The 15760-nt window shown below is 31.4% G+C and carries 9 protein-coding genes and 1 pseudogene; 1 reads left to right on the top strand and 9 read right to left on the bottom strand.

Annotated features, from left to right (window positions below):
• Positions 1 to 27 precede the first annotated feature (27 nt).
• Positions 28 to 546, bottom strand: coding sequence for a phosphoheptose isomerase (locus ACHRVX_RS20580; RefSeq protein WP_395335720.1), 519 nt, complete (start codon positions 544 to 546; stop codon positions 28 to 30).
• Between the two features lie 608 nt (positions 547 to 1154).
• On the opposite strand from ACHRVX_RS20580, the gene ACHRVX_RS20585 reads away from it, so the two are divergent.
• Positions 1155 to 3689, top strand: coding sequence for a hypothetical protein (locus ACHRVX_RS20585; RefSeq protein ID WP_395335723.1), 2535 nt, complete (start codon positions 1155 to 1157; stop codon positions 3687 to 3689).
• Between the two features lie 403 nt (positions 3690 to 4092).
• Here ACHRVX_RS20585 and ACHRVX_RS20590 read toward each other — a convergent pair whose 3' ends face one another.
• The 8 genes and pseudogenes from ACHRVX_RS20590 to ACHRVX_RS20625 all read right to left on the bottom strand — a co-directional run bounded on the left by ACHRVX_RS20590 (position 4093) and on the right by ACHRVX_RS20625 (position 15463).
• Positions 4093 to 5010 (bottom strand): GyrI-like domain-containing protein, encoded by a 918-nt coding sequence (locus ACHRVX_RS20590; protein ID WP_395335725.1) that lies wholly within the window; start codon positions 5008 to 5010, stop codon positions 4093 to 4095.
• A 424-nt stretch (positions 5011 to 5434) separates the two neighbouring features.
• A complete protein-coding gene (locus tag ACHRVX_RS20595) occupies positions 5435 to 5686 on the bottom strand; it encodes a hypothetical protein (protein ID WP_395335728.1) in 252 nt (83 codons plus the stop codon).
• Positions 5687 to 5699: 13 nt separating this feature from the next.
• On the bottom strand, positions 5700 to 5870 hold the full coding sequence (locus ACHRVX_RS20600) for an AAA family ATPase (RefSeq protein WP_395335731.1): 171 nt from the start codon (positions 5868 to 5870) through the stop codon (positions 5700 to 5702).
• Between the two features lie 481 nt (positions 5871 to 6351).
• Positions 6352 to 7028 (bottom strand): annotated as a pseudogene (locus ACHRVX_RS20605) (IS1 family transposase).
• A gap of 286 nt (positions 7029 to 7314) precedes the next feature.
• On the bottom strand, positions 7315 to 7752 hold the full coding sequence (locus tag ACHRVX_RS20610) for an Imm44 family immunity protein (RefSeq protein WP_395335733.1): 438 nt from the start codon (positions 7750 to 7752) through the stop codon (positions 7315 to 7317).
• A gap of 9 nt (positions 7753 to 7761) precedes the next feature.
• Positions 7762 to 8229, bottom strand: coding sequence for a hypothetical protein (locus ACHRVX_RS20615; RefSeq protein WP_395335736.1), 468 nt, complete (start codon positions 8227 to 8229; stop codon positions 7762 to 7764).
• Between the two features lie 28 nt (positions 8230 to 8257).
• On the bottom strand, positions 8258 to 15004 hold the full coding sequence (locus ACHRVX_RS20620) for an RHS repeat-associated core domain-containing protein (protein ID WP_395335739.1): 6747 nt from the start codon (positions 15002 to 15004) through the stop codon (positions 8258 to 8260).
• Between the two features lie 3 nt (positions 15005 to 15007).
• Positions 15008 to 15463: a T9SS type A sorting domain-containing protein gene (locus tag ACHRVX_RS20625; RefSeq protein ID WP_395335741.1), complete on the bottom strand. Its 456-nt coding sequence runs from the start codon at positions 15461 to 15463 to the stop codon at positions 15008 to 15010.
• Positions 15464 to 15760 lie beyond the last annotated feature (297 nt).

The raw sequence follows: 15760 nt of genomic DNA on the forward strand, positions 1-15760 counted from the left end.
TAAAGTAAAAAAAAAAAGGAGCATGATTTATTCTCTACCGAAATCATCCTGTAGTCGAACTATATCCTCCTCGTCGGAGGGATTATCCGGATCAGTATGTTGCCATATTTCTGCAACAATTCCCCATCCATTAAGACCAATTAAACGATGACGATCACCTTTTTCCATTTTTACAAATGTTCCTTCAGCCAACACCCACATTGGCCCCTCTTCGTCTGTTAAACTCGTCTTTACACCTACATCTCCAAATATAACTTTCCAAATCTCTGATCTTCTGAAATGGTATTGCCATGATAATCGCTGTTTTGCCGCAACAACTAAAATCTTAGGACTGAGTTTATTGGTTACCTGAATTTCTCCAAGCTGCAGGTGCGGAAAAAATTTAATTGCAAATGGTATCGCCTGATTTTCATCAATGACAAAAAATCCGCCCCAAGGTCTGGTTTGATCTCGTTTAGTGATTACAAAGCCTTCATATTCGAGGGTACTGGCTACATTTTCAAAAACAGTATTTCTGTCTAAAATCGAAGTAAGATTGAAATTCATATTATGGTTTTATTTAATTGCTTTTTTTATTTGTTCCAACATGATCTTGTAAAAGATGTAGAGACTGAAACTGCCAGCATAAGAGTAACCGGCATTAAATATTCGACAAATAAAGAACAGACCACATAAAATTTTAATAATTATCAGTAAATAAAATATTAATTTAAGCTTAATATTCATTGTTTTAATGATAAATTTCTGGCGTATCCAATTTATGGAATAAAAATATTATTAAAATAATATTTTTTTATAACAGCAAATGATATTCGTTTCAGATAAAATAGTACCAACAGAATTTTAAATTTGCTTTTTATTCTAACTTGGTTATGCGCTAATTAAATTAATAGGATGTTCATAGCAGTATAAATAAATTTAATGACCATTTATGTGATTAGGATCTTTTTCAAACTTTAAACACACACACCTAACAAAAAGTTACTTTGATTTACTATGAGTTTTTATTTACAATTAAGTTTTAAGTTTGTAAGATTCAAATAATTTTTAATTAAAAAATCATTAATCTTAGCTTTAATGTAAAACTTCAATTAAATTAATATCAATTTTTATATATTCGTTCAAATTATCAAAACCATTTTCTACAAGATATAATGAAGACAATTACCCTATTGATCCTTAATTTACTGATTTTTTCTTCTTCTTTTGGCCAAGTCAAATTAGAGGAAGGTCTGTTCTTCTCAGCTCATGAAGTAATACAGGACAAGCGAACGTCTCTAACACTCACTCCTGAAAAAACTATTCAATTTGATAATAATTTTAAAATGGAATTTGAATCAAATTTTCGAAAAAAAGATGGTCTATACGGCAGTATTTTTAGAATAATAGCAAATAAAGAACTTAATATTGATTTGGTAGCTAATTTAGGTGATGGTCCCAAACCTAACAGTCAAAATTTCTGGCTGGTAGTAAATAATGATATTGTCATTAGTTTCAAGTGGAAAGACATTCCGAACGGTGGAGCTGACAGATGGACTAAATTTAGAGTAGATATTGATGCTGTTAAATCCTCAGTCTGTCTTTCTATTAACGGTATTAAAAAAACTGCAAACATTCATCAATCTAAAACTATAAATGATCTTGAAATTGTGTTTGGTAAGAGCGATATCAAAAATTTTGTTACAACCGACGTTTGTCCCATGAGTCTTAAGAATATTAAGCTATATAATGACAATGACCTAATAAGAAACTGGATTTTAGGTAAACACTTAAAAAACAATAATGTTTATGATGAAATAAATGCTGATTTGGCTGTCGCTAAAAATCCTACTTGGTTACTGGACCAGCATTTATTCTGGAACATCGCCGATAAATTCACCTTTAGCAACTACTTGGGTTCAGCAAAAGATATACAAGGAAAGCGTATGTTTTTTATTGACCAAAAGGCCGTGTATGTTTATCATTTACAAAACAAACTAATCGATACTCTAAGATATAAAAACAAACCATTTCAGTGTTTGGGCAGTTCTTTTATATACAATGAATATACAGATGAACTATGGTCTTATACTTTTGATAAGAATTCAATCAACAAGTTCAACTTTAAATCCTTAAGCTGGTCCAATAGTTCAGCAGATTGCCACGAAACAAGCTATTGGCACCATGTCAAAATGATTTCTCCATTGGATAGAAGCTTGCTTACATTTGGCGGATATGGTAACTATGAATATAAAAATGCATTTCAAAAGTTTGATTCTAAAACTTCCGTGTGGACTAAAACAAAAAATCAAAGTATAATTTCTCCACGTTATCTCAGTTCGTCTGGAATATTCAGCAAAGATAAATTTCTGATTTTCGGCGGGTTTGGTAGCAAATCAGGAAGTCAGGTTGCCAATAGTCGGTATTACTATGATTTATATTCCGTAGACTTCGATGGAAATAAAGTCCAAAAGTTATGGAAACAGGACAATGTAGATACTAGTGCATTTGTGCCTGTTGAAGAAATGGTAATTGATGCTAAATCAAATAGCTTCTACAGCCTAATTTATGACAATAACAATTACAATACCACTTTGAAACTTGCTAGATTTGGCATCAGTGAGTATAAAATGACTTTATTTCCTGATTCTATTGCGTATAAATTTCTTGATGTAAAATCAAATGCCAGCTTTTTTTTAAATCCTGCCAATTCCAGTTTATATGCTTTAACATCAGTAGAAGGTAATGTTAAACTATATACGCTTTCTTTTCCACCACTACTTCCATCAGAAGTTTTTCAAAATGAAGAAATTTCAATTAAAACTTACGTATTAACTTTTCTGGGTATTCTAATAGTGCTTGCTGGTTTTTTTATTTACAAGGGAAAAATGAAAAAAAACACAAAAACAACTGTAAAAGATAGCAAGGCAGAATTAAAAGATTTTACAGTGGATTCGGTAGATGTGCAGAACGAAATTAATAGTAAAAAAGTCATTTCGGCTATTTATCTTTTTGGAGGCTTTGAGGTTTATGATAAGGAAGGAAGTGATATTACCTCAATGTTTACTCCCACTCTGAAACAGCTTTTTTTATTGATACTTTTATCAAAATCAAAAAATGAAAAAGGAATTACTTCCTTTAAAATGATTGAATATTTATGGTACGACAAAAGTGAAAGCAGTGCTCGAAATAACAAAAATGTTAATATCAGTAAACTAAAGTTGATACTTGAAAAAATTGATGATGTAGAATTGGTCGGTGAGAACAATTATTGGAGTATAAACCTGGGAGAAAAAGTTTTTTGTGATTACACCTATGTCATAAAAGTTCTTGACCAGATAAAAAATAATGTAAACGATAAAGTAAGCATTTCTAATTTTTTAAATATCGTCTCGGTTGGCGAATTTTGTCCGGATATTCAAAGTGAATGGATGGAGATGTATAAGGTTGATATTTCGAATCGTTTAATTGATGGACTGGATCTTCTATCTAAAAACCAAAAGAATCCCGGAGTGCTTGAAGTAATTGCAAACATCATTTTAATGTACGATCCACTTAATGAAGAGGCTATTGTTATAAAGTGCCGAAGTTTATATTCCACAGGTAAAAAAGTTCTTGCCAAGCAGTCCTATGATGACTTCTGTCGAGATTATAAAGCTTTACTTGATGCAGAATTTACAATTTCTTTTAAAGAAATAACCAGTAATTAAAAACAGCTTAAATTTGGTCATAAAGGAGAATTGTGCATGTGGAGTGGATACCTTTTTTGCTACAAAAAGTTAAAGCGTTTTTTTAAAGATATTTCACCTGTCTAAGTTTTTGTGGCAGAATCGTGGCACATGGATTTTTTAAAACTTTAAACCCAGCAAAATCAAAGTCTAACAAGTTTAGGTTCGAAACTATTATACGCTATTTTTATTTTAGTTGTTTTTTTCGTTAACAGGTTCGAGTCTTGTTCCCTCTACTAAGACAAAAGCTTCAGAGAAATCTGAAGCTTTTTTTTGTTATAGTTTTATTATTCTTTGTTGATTTACTTTGTGTCACACGAAAGGATTCGTGCGGGAGCGGTGCGAAAACAAGCAATTACTTATGACCATTGTTGTACTGCGTTTTTTATTGAATTGGAATGCAAAGGTCAACAATAGCTTTCTTTTCAGGATGTTTATTAAAATTATTATAATAAATTTCAAAAGGCTCTTTGTCAGCTTTCTTATATCCATTTTCGTTCATCCAGACAAATAATCCAGTCCACGACTTTTCAAATTCCTTTAATCCAATTTCAAACCTTCCAACGATAAATCTTCCAGCTTCTATTGTTGTCACTGCTACTTCTCCATTTGTTTCCACTGCCTTGTCAAGTAAAATCGAAGCACTCATCCTTACTTTGTTGGATTCAGTAACTTTAAAACTGTCGTGATAAACCGTTATCATTTTTGTTTGTTCGTTCATTAATCCTTTTGGTGTTGCCCATTGCATTAATTTTCCATAGGCATTTTCAAGGTTATGAGGACCAATACTTGATACATAAGCCAAATCCATTTTTGACATTTCTTTAATTTCAATTTTTGCGTTCATTTTTATCCAATTTTTAAGATTATTAATGACGCAAATGTATTTTTCATAGTCAGGATATTCTTGTCCATTCTTGCTTTTAAGTTGACGAATCTTGCTAAATCTATTTGGATTTTGGTTTTTAAATTCAGTCGGGCTTACTCCAAAATGCTTTTTAAATGCTTTGGAATAGGAAGAATTATCACTAAATCCATATTTATGTGCTATTTCAGTTGCTGTTATGTTCTTATGTAACAAATCAGATGCTGATTTTTCTATTCTTCTTCGTTTTACGTATTCATGCAGAGTTTCTTCGGTAACAAATTTGAAAACTCGATGAAAATGAAATGGTGAGAAAAAAGCAATTTCCGAAACTGCATTTAACGATAAGTCCGATTCCAAATTTTGGTCAATAAACTCAAAAACTCGGTTAATTCGATTTTTGTAATCAGTTTGTATTTCTTTATCTGTTAATGTCATTTCTTAAATGCTGTACAACTTGTTTATATATGCGAAAAGCTTCACAAAGCTATCCGATTTTGGGTAACTTTATGTGATAGTTATTAAAAAAATATTAAGATGCACTTGGAATAGTACTATAATGACACACTGGTCAGTAGAATTTGAAAAACTATAGAGTTTTCACTTGGAACACGGATGGTATCGGTTGGTGTAAGTACATAATTTTATAGTGCGGGAAGGTAATTTGAGGTTTAAGTCGTGGAATTTAGTACTGAAACAGCCGATACAGGGGGGAGGATGTTCTGACTACTATGTTTCAAATTAATTGAGATTACTTAGCAGATACAGGCTAACATAAATTCTATTTTAACAGTTTGGTACACTTTAAACCTCTATAAAATCAAAAGCCACTGTGTTATGGAATGGCTTTACTGCTTTTATCTTAATATATTGCCTGAATTATCTTAAAATCATCAATTTCAACTTTATTAGATTCAGGGTCAAACATTTTGACTTTTATATTACGTTTTTTTAAAATCAAATAATTGTCATATTCATTTACAAATTTATTATAATTGTTTTTTTTATGGTATTTGATTGAGATTACCGCTAATCCATAACCTTCACTGTCTAATTTAATTTTTTTGTCTGTTATTAAACTTTGCCATAGTAGAGATTTATTTGTATGTCTCAAAACAATTCCATTTTCAATCTAATGTAGCAAAATCAGCATTCAATGAAGCAGCTATTAAATTAATTATTGTTGTTTTTCCTGAACCATTAACACCAATTAAAAAGTTTATGTCTTCATTAAATTCTAAACTAACGGTTTTATCACCCCAAAACCCATCAATACTTACTTTACTAATTTTTCTCATGGTCTAAACAACTTTATAATTAAATCTTATTGAATTTTGCAAAAAATATCTTGTAATATTTTACAGCTAATTTAGATTTATTTTTTATTAACAAAACACATAACTTTACTTTTTTAAAAGATAAATAAAAAAGGTTTTAATCACCATAAATCAAACTTGTTGACTAAATGTTGACTAAAACCTTTTAAAAGTCTTTAAAAACAATACTTTTAGTAACCTTCATGGGATTTGAACCGAATAATTTAATATTGTTTGATATTTATTTTATTTAAATCATCCACAAAATGGTTCGAGAATTGTCCCGTTAGGGCTACAAAATTAAAGCAAAAGCCTGAAAATCAAGATTTTTAAGGCTTTTTTGTCGTTTGATAAATTGCACTTCAATTTCTTAAAAAATCTAAACGCCCTGTATTTTCAAGGAAAAATGGTTCGAGTCTCGTTAGGGTAAATTATTCAACAAGATATTTATCTATTTAAACAATCAAGTCCAAAAATAAATTTTCAAAACAGCAGTAAAAATGACTAAACTTTTACTGAAGCAGATTGTCCTGCGGTTGAGTCGTTTCAGATGAGTTCTGAGTGTCAAATTCTTCCTTTCAATATGGTTTGTCCCGAAACGGTTTACCGAATGCAGTTTCTCGTCAATCAAATATCTATAGTTTTTTAATCTGTCCGTAAATATCTTTTTAGCATCAGATAATTTCAAAGTTTCCAGAACACGGTTAAGCGTTTTATTGGTTCGTTTCCCAACATTAAAACTCACAACTGTTTTAGAATTCTTTTCCAAGGCATAAAGCAGCCAGATATAATTTTTCTTGTGTCTGATATAAATGCACAGCTCATCGACTTCAAAGTTTTGCCTTTGCTGATAATTGGTTTGGAAATATTTCTGGCAATTAAAACGATTCTTTTCAATAATGTCGTGGCTGATATTTTCAGTATTCTGGCCGTGCTTCTTATACCTAATCCTTCTTTAGTTAATTGAATAATATTCTGGTTTATCTCTTCCTTATAAGCCAGATATGCATAATTTTCAACTCTGGTTTTCCCGCATTTTCTGCAAATATATCTTTGATTGCCAGACTTGGTATTTCCATACTTTATCATCTTTCGAATATCATCAACACATCTGTAACACCTAGTCTGGTTTGAGCTCATTTTTTTCGATTTAAGGGATTATAAAATAAAAAAACAGCCCGAAGGCTGTTTTAATTTTTATGCTATATTAATATAAATCATTGATAATCTATAAATGTTTTATGCAATAATTAACCACCAATACATCTGATACATTACCGATATTCAACGAAGGTAAAGACAAGTATACTTTCCTTATAAGAAGTAGGCTCAAAATTGATTTTCAATCAAAATAACTTTTTAGTCAAGATGTCTTAAAAAAAAGCACTTTTGGAATATTCCAAAAATGCTTTTTTTTTATTAAAATTTAACATTCTATTAGACTAAAATAATTTTCCAAATCTTTTCTAAAAGCTAATAAATCAAAATCTTTAATTTTCGATTTCATAGATTCAATGGTTTCTAATGATTTTAAGATCTCCAATGACAAATATCTTTTTGCTTCAATTTCTGTAGAGTTTTTGAATATTTCAAAATCGAGTTTTAAATCAAATTCAAGGCATTTTTCAATGTTATATTCGAAGCCTTCACTTTTTACATGCTTTTTATCTTTTGTATATTTAGGTTTTCGTGGCTTAAAAAATTGTTCAAAAACTGGACTTACACATATAATTACAATTTCCATCAAATCATTTCCATATTTTTTATTATTGAAGGATTTTTCTAGATCATCTGAAAAATGCACCAAAAATCTAGTTTCTTTTTTTATTTCAGCTGACGTATATAGAGCTAATGCGAACTTCATATGATTAAACTACTTCTTTTTACGATTTTCAAATTGTGCAATTAAATCATTCAATAATACAACTTCATCATGATTAATGAGACCTTCTTGCTCGTATGGAACAATTACATCAATTACGAAATCATATTCATGAATATTATTAATCTTTTTTCTTTTTAAGATTTTCAACATTTTATTTTCTCTTTGATAGGGTAAATTTTGAGCTTTGATTTCTTTCCAAAATTCTTCTACAAATACTCCATGCATCTCTTGAAATTTAGTAAATACCGCTTCTATACTGTATTTTAAGCTCTTTAAATTTCGAAATTGAGTTTCTGGATTTAATACATTTCCTTTTATTTCAAGACTATGAGTAACAACGTGCAATACTGTTTTTTCATCCCATCCTTTTGGAGGAAATTTTTTTAATATATTAATCGCAATGTCAATTGCTTTTGATAAGTTAGTTGACTCTACTTGATATTTGTCTATTTTCATATTTTATAAAATCTAAATTTAATCGTAGTTAATACAGTAGTTCAATACCATATCTTAAATATTTATTAATAAATTGATTGGTTGGACTTATACCGTTTATTCCATTTCCTGACATCCCTTTTTTTCTCCAATTTTCAATTTGTATTTGTTCACTACCTCTAATTGCCCAATAAGCAGGGTCATCAATACGAGCTCCATATCCTCCCACTATAGTCGCTGGTAATGAACTGGAAAGTTCGGCTGTCCCGTAACCTTTAATATGATGATCTATATCTCTCCTTTTAACAATACTTTCAGGAGTTCCATACCCACTTGATCTTCCCACATAAACTAATTTTCCATCTAAACTGGTTTTAGTATAAGTAACGTAATGAAAATCACTTGGATCAAGAGATCGATGAATCGCATCAACAATTTCCCTCGCATCATCTTTAATTACTTCTCTATTATCCCATACAAAAACTGTTGCTGCTGTTCCCCAAGCAACTGGAATCAATACATCATCAGCAACCCCAATAACAGTCACATCATCGGCAACTAGCCCTACACTCACGACTCCGGCATAAGCAAATGATGAGTAGTTATATCTTGAAAGACTAGCTCCTTCATTCGAATTGTAAGAACGTATATATTTATTATCAATCCCTGGACTTGTCGCACTCGCACCTAAAGGTGGCTTATTATTATATTTTTCAATATAAGTATTAGCAGCACCTGTGGCATATACTGTACCTGCAGCAGAAAATACACTCATCCATGTATTACCGTTCCATTTTAAAGGATTAAGTTCTCCTCCACTTGCCGCTCCACCCTGAATATAAGCAGCAAGAAAGTATGCAATATATTGCCAAAATTCTCCGGTTTGATCTGTATATTTCAGTGGATTATTTAATACATATGCATAACGGTTATAGTTTTGACTATTAAATGGATCCTGAACATTGTTATCTGGCTGTAAAAATCTACGTAGTTTAGGATCATATAAACGACCATTCATATTTATAAGACCTACACTCTGAATGTGTTCATGCCCTGTATAGCCTCTATCTAAAATAGTTAATTTATCTAATGTACCAGTTGTTCCGCCACCAATACTTATAATACTTCCCCAAGCATCATATAAACGCGTTTCAATTGTTGCCCCGTCGGCACTTGTTATAACAACAATACTTCCCAGATTATCGCGTTGTAAATATAAATAATTTTGTGTAATCCCGTCGCTTTTAACTACGGCGGGAGCAGAATATCCGTCCCCACCAATATAACTAACAAAATCATAAGTTCCTGTTGCTCTGTTTTCTTTAATTTCCATAGTGCCATCAGCAGAGTAATGCTTACGTAGTGGTCTTTCTAATCTTTCCGATTGAATACCGCCATAATACATAGTACTTCTCTGATTGTCATCATTATAACCAAAATCTAATATTTCAACACCTAATTCTTCTATTCTTACCGGACTTTTAAATGTATTATATGTGATATTTAATTCTTTTTGTGCAGATACAGCACTAGTTTTAGCAATCTGTACATCATCAAAGCTAGCATAACCAATCGTAGTTGGTGTTGCAATAGCATTTAATTCTAGTTGTAATTGTTTTATATTTTTAGGGACAAGCACATTTTTCTCTAAATATACCCATCCAGCTTTTGTTTCGGTACTAACAACCTCACTTTTAAATGGGAAAGGATCATCACTTTCGTATTCCAATAATGTTATCTGCGCTTTTGGATTATTTGTATTAACCCATCCAGAGAACGTGTATTGCGTATCGACTGCATTATCGATTTGAACTAATTTATGAGCTTTCGCATTATTTTGGTAATCATCCGCAGATGTTGATAATTTCAAAGCTTTTTGCCCATTGTAGCTTACCCCTTCATAATTAAATTGATTGTCATAATCTGGTGACCATCCTCTCTGCGATTCCATATCATCAAAATATATTCTTCCTCTATTTTCATAATATGTTTTAGCCTCAGGTTCAATTGTTACAGAACTGTTTTGATACGGCTTATCTTGTATATTATAATTATAAATTCCTAAACTATTTTGTGTAATCCTTCCCTTGTCATCATATCCTTGCGTTTCCTGTATTCCTTTATCATTATTAAATTTTGTTAAACGATCCTTACTGTCATAATCAAAACTTTCATCCCATTCAAACATACTGTTAGAACTTGTTTTTAAATTCTCCCTGCTATCATAGGTGTAATCTAAAGTTAAAATATTATTTGAATATGTTGTACGATCATATTTTAATTTTGAAGCAAGCGCTTTATCATAATTATTAGTTACGGTAGTAGGTCCGCTCTGCGCACTAAGAAGCTGTCCTCTACTGTTAACTTCATTTGTCTGCCAGACAACATTGTTGGTGATGCTGTCTAATATTTGGTAATGCACACCATAACGATAAGTATTACGGATAGTATTACTGCTAGTAGCATTTCCAATTTTGGCGGTTGAATTTTCATATTCCAGCCTTCCTAATGCGTCATACTTATATCTCTTTATAAATTTTGCGTATTGAGTAGTTTCTGTTTTTGTGCTGATTCTTCTTGAAGCGTCATATTTAAAATCGGTAATGATATTTGTCCCATTTGCAAGATCTTTGTATTCCGTTTTAATCAACAATTTATCAGAATCGTAGCTGTAAATTGTTTTTGAATTCGTTGTACCGTTACCACCATATACTGTTTTAGTATCTAACTTACCAAGAGGGGTCAAGTTGTAAGTGGTTATCCCGTTAGGATTTTCTTCTATTGTTAAATCTCCAAAATCATTGTAAGTATATTTAAAAATACCTGCAGAAGGATCCTTCAGTTGTTTTTTTCTGCCCCAGCCATCTTGCAATATTGTTGTCTCTAAACCTCCATAATTAATTTTACTTAAATTACCATTAGGATAATACGTGTAATTAATAGTGTTTGAAGGAGCATCAGACATGGAAACAACCTTACCAAGAGCATTTTTTACATACGTTTCATTTTTGGTTCCATCTGTTACAGTTGAAGTAAGTCCCGGAGGATTTGAGATTTCAGTTGTTTTACCCTTAAAATCAATGCTCTTTGATAATCTTCCATATTCATCGTACTGTGATTCGTTCCATTCTGTAGGAGTTGTGTCAACCCCAATATGGGGCTCACTTACTTTATAAGTTCGGTCATGAATATCATATAGATATGAAATATAAGTGTATGTTCCCATTATATTTCTTACCCCTGTCCTTGTTTTTCTGCCAAGGTCATCAAAATTCTCAACTTCTACACTTTCGTCGCTACCAATTTTTCTAATGATAGTGTTTCCCCTAGAATTTTCATAATTATAGGTTATATAGTATCCTAGATAATCGGTCTCTTTTGTTTTTTTAAACCATGAATCATATTCGTACACAGTGGTTTGAAGAAAAGGATTGGTCTTTGATTTTAATGTACCATTTGGATTATATATAAATGTGGTGGCTAAGTTCTCCACATCAATACTTTTTATTAGATATCTGCCAGTTGGATCATATTCTAAACTTGTTTCTCTGGAATCACCACCAGCAGTGAGTATTTTCTTTTTAATATTTCCAAAAGAATCATAAGAAATGTCCTGAACAATATAATTGGTAAATGCTTCGCCTTTCTTCTCTACCTTTGAGAGGAGTTCATCTTCATTATAATAATACAATTCCTCACTGTTCATTACTTCCGACCCTAGTGTTGCTTTCACTGTTTTACGCTTTGGTCTATCCACCATATAGTATGATGCAGGAATGTCATAATAAGTAAGATCAATTACGTTGGTCTGTATAGCAGACTGTCCTTCCTTAGCAATTGTTATGATTTTTAAAGGATTATTGTAATCATTGTATTCTGTTTCAGTTTTTGTACTTGTACCTGTAAGTCCATTAAATTCCTCAGATGAGTTCGTTTTTAATTTATAGACTTTATTGCTTAGTAAAGCATCTTCGGGTAAATTGTACTTAATTTCAGATTTTGATATGTATGTAGTTGGAACCACGCTAACTGGCGAAAGTATTCCCAGTGCAGAATAATTATCGCTATTAGCACCTCTTCTGTTAATATCGAATTTTGAAACATTTGATACCACTGATCCTACAGAATCATCGTCAAACCAATTAGTCTGCATTGTGCCTCGGAAGCCTAAAAAACCTAATCCTTCAACATTAGATACCGCCCCATAGTATTGAAAAAGCTTCTTTTTATAACTCGTAGCACTTTTTTTCTCGATCATACTTACGACCAAAAAATTAGGATCATTCAGGATATCAACATTTGGATAATTCTCTGTATAACTTCTATTATAATAAACGGGATATTGCCCCTGCTGTGAAGCGGTATCTAAAGGCTTATAAGTAATTATCTGTGCGACGCCATTACCAGTGGTAATTTTATTCAGCAAAACATCGAACTTGTTATAAGGTGTATAAAAACTATATATTTTATTCCCGGATATTAAAGAATATTTGGGACTTTTATTTCCATCATCCAAATTTGCAAATATTGCTATTGGAAATCTGTTAACAATGTTATTACTAAAATTAAAATTAACAGTAGGAAGAAATTTAATTATATTTGTTGTAGATGACATATTCAGTGCAATCTGAAATCTTGTCATCTGTGGCATCCCTTTAGGTCTATTGTTTGCAGTTCCGGTATCATCACTTTCAACGGTAAAGTTCTGCTGATTTAAAATATCAGTTTTTCCATCTCCATTAATATCTAAGGCTACAAACGTATTTTCATTTAAACTTTTTACCCAACTATTATTATTAACAGTTACATCATCATAATGTTTGATCTGGGATTGATTGTATTTTATCCCTATAGGTCCAATTATTTTACCAAAATTTAAACCCGTTGAAATGTAAAAAATCCAGCTGTCTTGATCTAAGGCAGTGGGAATAACAAAATCAGTTTTTCCATCACCGTTAAAATCCCCTAGCAATATTTGTTTATCAAGTACTATACTGGAATCTACTGTTGGATTTTCAAAAATTAAAGCAAATTGGTTGCTTTGGTTTAAGGAATATACTTTGATATAACCGGTATCGAAAACATAAAGATCTGATATACCGTCTCCATCAAAATCGGCAACATAGTATTTACTGTTTTCCGTTACTGTAAGGATTCCTGATCGATCTACAAAATTAGAAGATATTCTTTTATCTAAATTTACGAAATAGGAGACGCCACCAGCATACGTTTGAGGAGTTGTGAGACCACAATCTTTATAAATATGGTATATAAATGGCTTTTCTATCACTACAATATCAGTCAGGGCATCCCCATTGAAATCTCCGCTAATGTATATTTTTGGAATATCTTTTTCCACAACTCCTTCTTTTAACGAAGAAGTATTTAAAGTTGAATCAGATCTTGCCTGTGATCCCACTCGTAACGGATCAGCTCCGTCACAGTTGTAAAAATAATATCTTTTAAATTTTGAAAATTGAAAAACCTTTTCATAATCTAGCTCTGTAAAAGCGGATGTTGGAGAGGAATTAACTGAAAATGTTGCCAAATCACTCGTTTTATCATATTTTACGACTGTCCATCCCTGTCTAGTTTCAAGTTTTAAACCTGTTGCAGCATTTCCTTTTAAAATTGTGCTGGGAAATATCTCTTCAAAGGCACCACTATTTTGTAGTAAACCTGTGTTTACTACAGATTCCGAGGCTAAAATGTTTTTATAAAGCCAATATTTTTTCTTTGCATCAGTCGTTGTTTTCGGGTATAATATAATATCAGGATTTCCATCACCATCAAAATCTCCGGAGACACTACCCATTTTTTCAGAATCAATATTATTTAAATCTAAAGTTGCTGGTGTCAGGTTAACGCTACTTGTATTGGTAAGATCCCCATATGTAAAAATAGTTGGATTATAATTTTTAGAGTTATCACCACTTTTCTCTGTTATATTAATTAAACGCTGATAATCTCTGTAAGTTTCATCATAAGTAAAGGTGTAATTTCTATAACCGATAGAATTTGTAAATATTTTAATCGAAGTTAAAAGATTATGCATTAAAATGCTATGACCAGCTATATAACTCTGTTCAAGTCTTTTTTTAGAGCCATAAAAAAACTGAATTTCATTAGGAGGGTTTCCATCTAATAATGATCCATATTTAATTGATGAAATATTTAATACATTATTATAAGTTGTATAGTAATAATTAACCCTCACACCTTTTGAATTTTCCCAAGTGCTGATTGACCATGACAGAATTGATTTGGAACCTGTATCATTTCCATAAAAAGAAATTGATCCATCAGGATATTCAACTTTGAAATATTGTGGACCGTAATTTGACCCATCTGAAACTCCATGGGATGTTATTTTTAGATTAGAAAAATTCTCCGTTTGATACTCTGCACCATCTGCACCATAAACTCCAGTTTTAAGTATTAAACGTTGTCCGTCCAAAGCAAATCTATCCAAAGAATCAAAATCCACGGGATCGATTACGCCATCATGAAATTTAGAAGAAGCAATACGTGTAATTCCTGAAACGCCACCAATATTCCAGCCATATCCTGCAACACCGTTCCCGCCCTGACTGCTATATTGCAGATTAATTTTAGGCTCAACGCCATTTATACCCTGTGGTACAGCAATTGGAACTGTATAATTGGCAGCTCCCGATAAAGAAACAGATAATTGACCATCTGAGATTCCCACTTCAGTTGAAGAGCCTGTCAATGATTGCGCATTAACAGATAAACTTAGAGAAAAAAAAATGAGTAAAAAGTAAAATTGTTTCATGTACTATTTTTTAATGATTTTAATAGATTTTTGATCGCCATTACTGTAATAAAGCAATACTGCGTATATACCTGCTGAATAATTTTGAAAAGGAATATTTTGGCTATTGTTGTTTAAAGTGGTTTGATAAGTTTTTAAAAGCTGTCCCGAGACAGAGAAAACCTGTATTGTACTTACGTATTTCTCATTATTAAATTCCCATTTAATATATAGCTCTTCTTTTACAGGGTTGGGATAATAAGAAATTACATCTTCCTGCGAAAATTTTAGTAAATCTTCTTCTGTTAGCTCCTCTATTTCTTTAGGAGCTTCTTCTTTTCCACTAGTTGATGGACAATTTACACATAGTGATCTTTTCTTTTGATTCCCAGCGAGGTCATACTCAAATAGAATCTTGGTGCTTTGTGCCTTAGCCATACAAGAAATAATCAAGGCTAGGAGTACTATTTTTTTTCTCATTTATGTCAGAATTAATTTGTTCAAATAAATAAATTAATTCTGTAAGATTTTTACGGTTTACCACATTGTTTCTGTAGTTTCAGCTTTTTAATTTATGAATATAAATCAAGAAAAACACAATACATTAAAAATGAAATAGATACAAATAATAATCAAGAATTAAAAAATGTAAAACTTACAAAAACAGGTATATATACCCAATACTTTATAAATACTTCTATCGATGATTTCTCATGTGAATTAACCTGTTTCTTATCTCGTTTTCAATTAAAGACTGACTTTTTAATTCAATAATTA

The sequence above is a fragment of the Flavobacterium sp. FlaQc-47 genome, from assembly GCF_044006475.1.
Classification (GTDB): domain Bacteria; phylum Bacteroidota; class Bacteroidia; order Flavobacteriales; family Flavobacteriaceae; genus Flavobacterium.

What these genes read in the sequence shown, in the direction of transcription:
- ACHRVX_RS20580 (WP_395335720.1), bottom strand. Translation starts at nt 546, where the DNA reads ATGAATTTCAATCTTACTTCGATTTTAGACAGAAATACTGTTTTTGAA.
- ACHRVX_RS20585 (WP_395335723.1), top strand. Translation starts at nt 1,155, where the DNA reads ATGAAGACAATTACCCTATTGATCCTTAATTTACTGATTTTTTCTTCT.
- ACHRVX_RS20590 (WP_395335725.1), bottom strand. Translation starts at nt 5,010, where the DNA reads ATGACATTAACAGATAAAGAAATACAAACTGATTACAAAAATCGAATT.
- ACHRVX_RS20600 (WP_395335731.1), bottom strand. Translation starts at nt 5,870, where the DNA reads ATGAGAAAAATTAGTAAAGTAAGTATTGATGGGTTTTGGGGTGATAAA.
- ACHRVX_RS20610 (WP_395335733.1), bottom strand. Translation starts at nt 7,752, where the DNA reads ATGAAGTTCGCATTAGCTCTATATACGTCAGCTGAAATAAAAAAAGAA.
- ACHRVX_RS20615 (WP_395335736.1), bottom strand. Translation starts at nt 8,229, where the DNA reads ATGAAAATAGACAAATATCAAGTAGAGTCAACTAACTTATCAAAAGCA.
- ACHRVX_RS20620 (WP_395335739.1), bottom strand. Translation starts at nt 15,004, where the DNA reads ATGAAACAATTTTACTTTTTACTCATTTTTTTTTCTCTAAGTTTATCT.
- ACHRVX_RS20625 (WP_395335741.1), bottom strand. Translation starts at nt 15,463, where the DNA reads ATGAGAAAAAAAATAGTACTCCTAGCCTTGATTATTTCTTGTATGGCT.